The 700-nt window shown below is 38.0% G+C and carries 1 protein-coding gene; it reads left to right on the top strand.

Going from position 1 to position 700, the window contains the following annotated elements:
- Positions 1 to 41: 41 nt before the first annotated feature.
- A partial coding sequence (locus IV512_RS19655) for an AMP-binding protein (RefSeq protein WP_371743330.1) occupies positions 42 to 700 on the top strand: 659 nt, incomplete at its 3' end.

The raw sequence follows: 700 nt of genomic DNA, 5'->3' as shown, positions 1-700 counted from the left end.
AAAACACCCGAAACAAGGCAAATCGGGACAGCCTCGCATACGTGATATACACATCAGGCTCCACCGGGAAACCAAAAGGGGTCATGATAGAGAATAAAAATTTAGTAAGACTCTTTTTTAATGAAAAAACACCTTTTGACTTCCATGAAAAAGATGTCTGGTGTATGTTTCATTCATTTTGCTTTGACTTTTCTGTCTGGGAAATGTACGGACCACTACTTTATGGTGGAAAACTACTGATTCCTTCTAACAAGTTAATTAGAAACCCTATCGGGTTTTCAGAATTTATATTGAAGAATAAAGTAACTGTTTTAAACCAAACACCATCCTCTTTCAAAACCCTTCAAGATCAGTTTCTGATAACAAACAAAAAATCACACATTAGATATTTAATTTTTGGAGGAGAAGCTCTCTACCCTTCTATCTTAAGTAACTGGAAAAAGAAAAAACCAGAATGCAAGATAATAAACATGTATGGTATTACGGAGATAACTGTTCATGGTACTTATAAAAAAATAGATAAAACGATTATTAAACAAAACATTAGTAACATAGGCAAACCTATACCCACATTAAAAGCCCATATTCTTGACACCAATCTCAACCTGCTCCCCAAAGGGGTCGCCGGGGAGATCTGCATCTCCGGGGACGGACTGGCCCGAGGGTATCTCAACAGGCCCGAACTCACCCGGGAGAAGTT

The organism is Pseudozobellia sp. WGM2 (genome assembly GCF_017810075.1).
GTDB lineage: Bacteria > Bacteroidota > Bacteroidia > Flavobacteriales > Flavobacteriaceae > JADNYK01.
The sequence above is the reverse complement of the archived record's forward strand: the minus strand, read 5'-3'. Positions and strand labels throughout refer to the sequence as shown.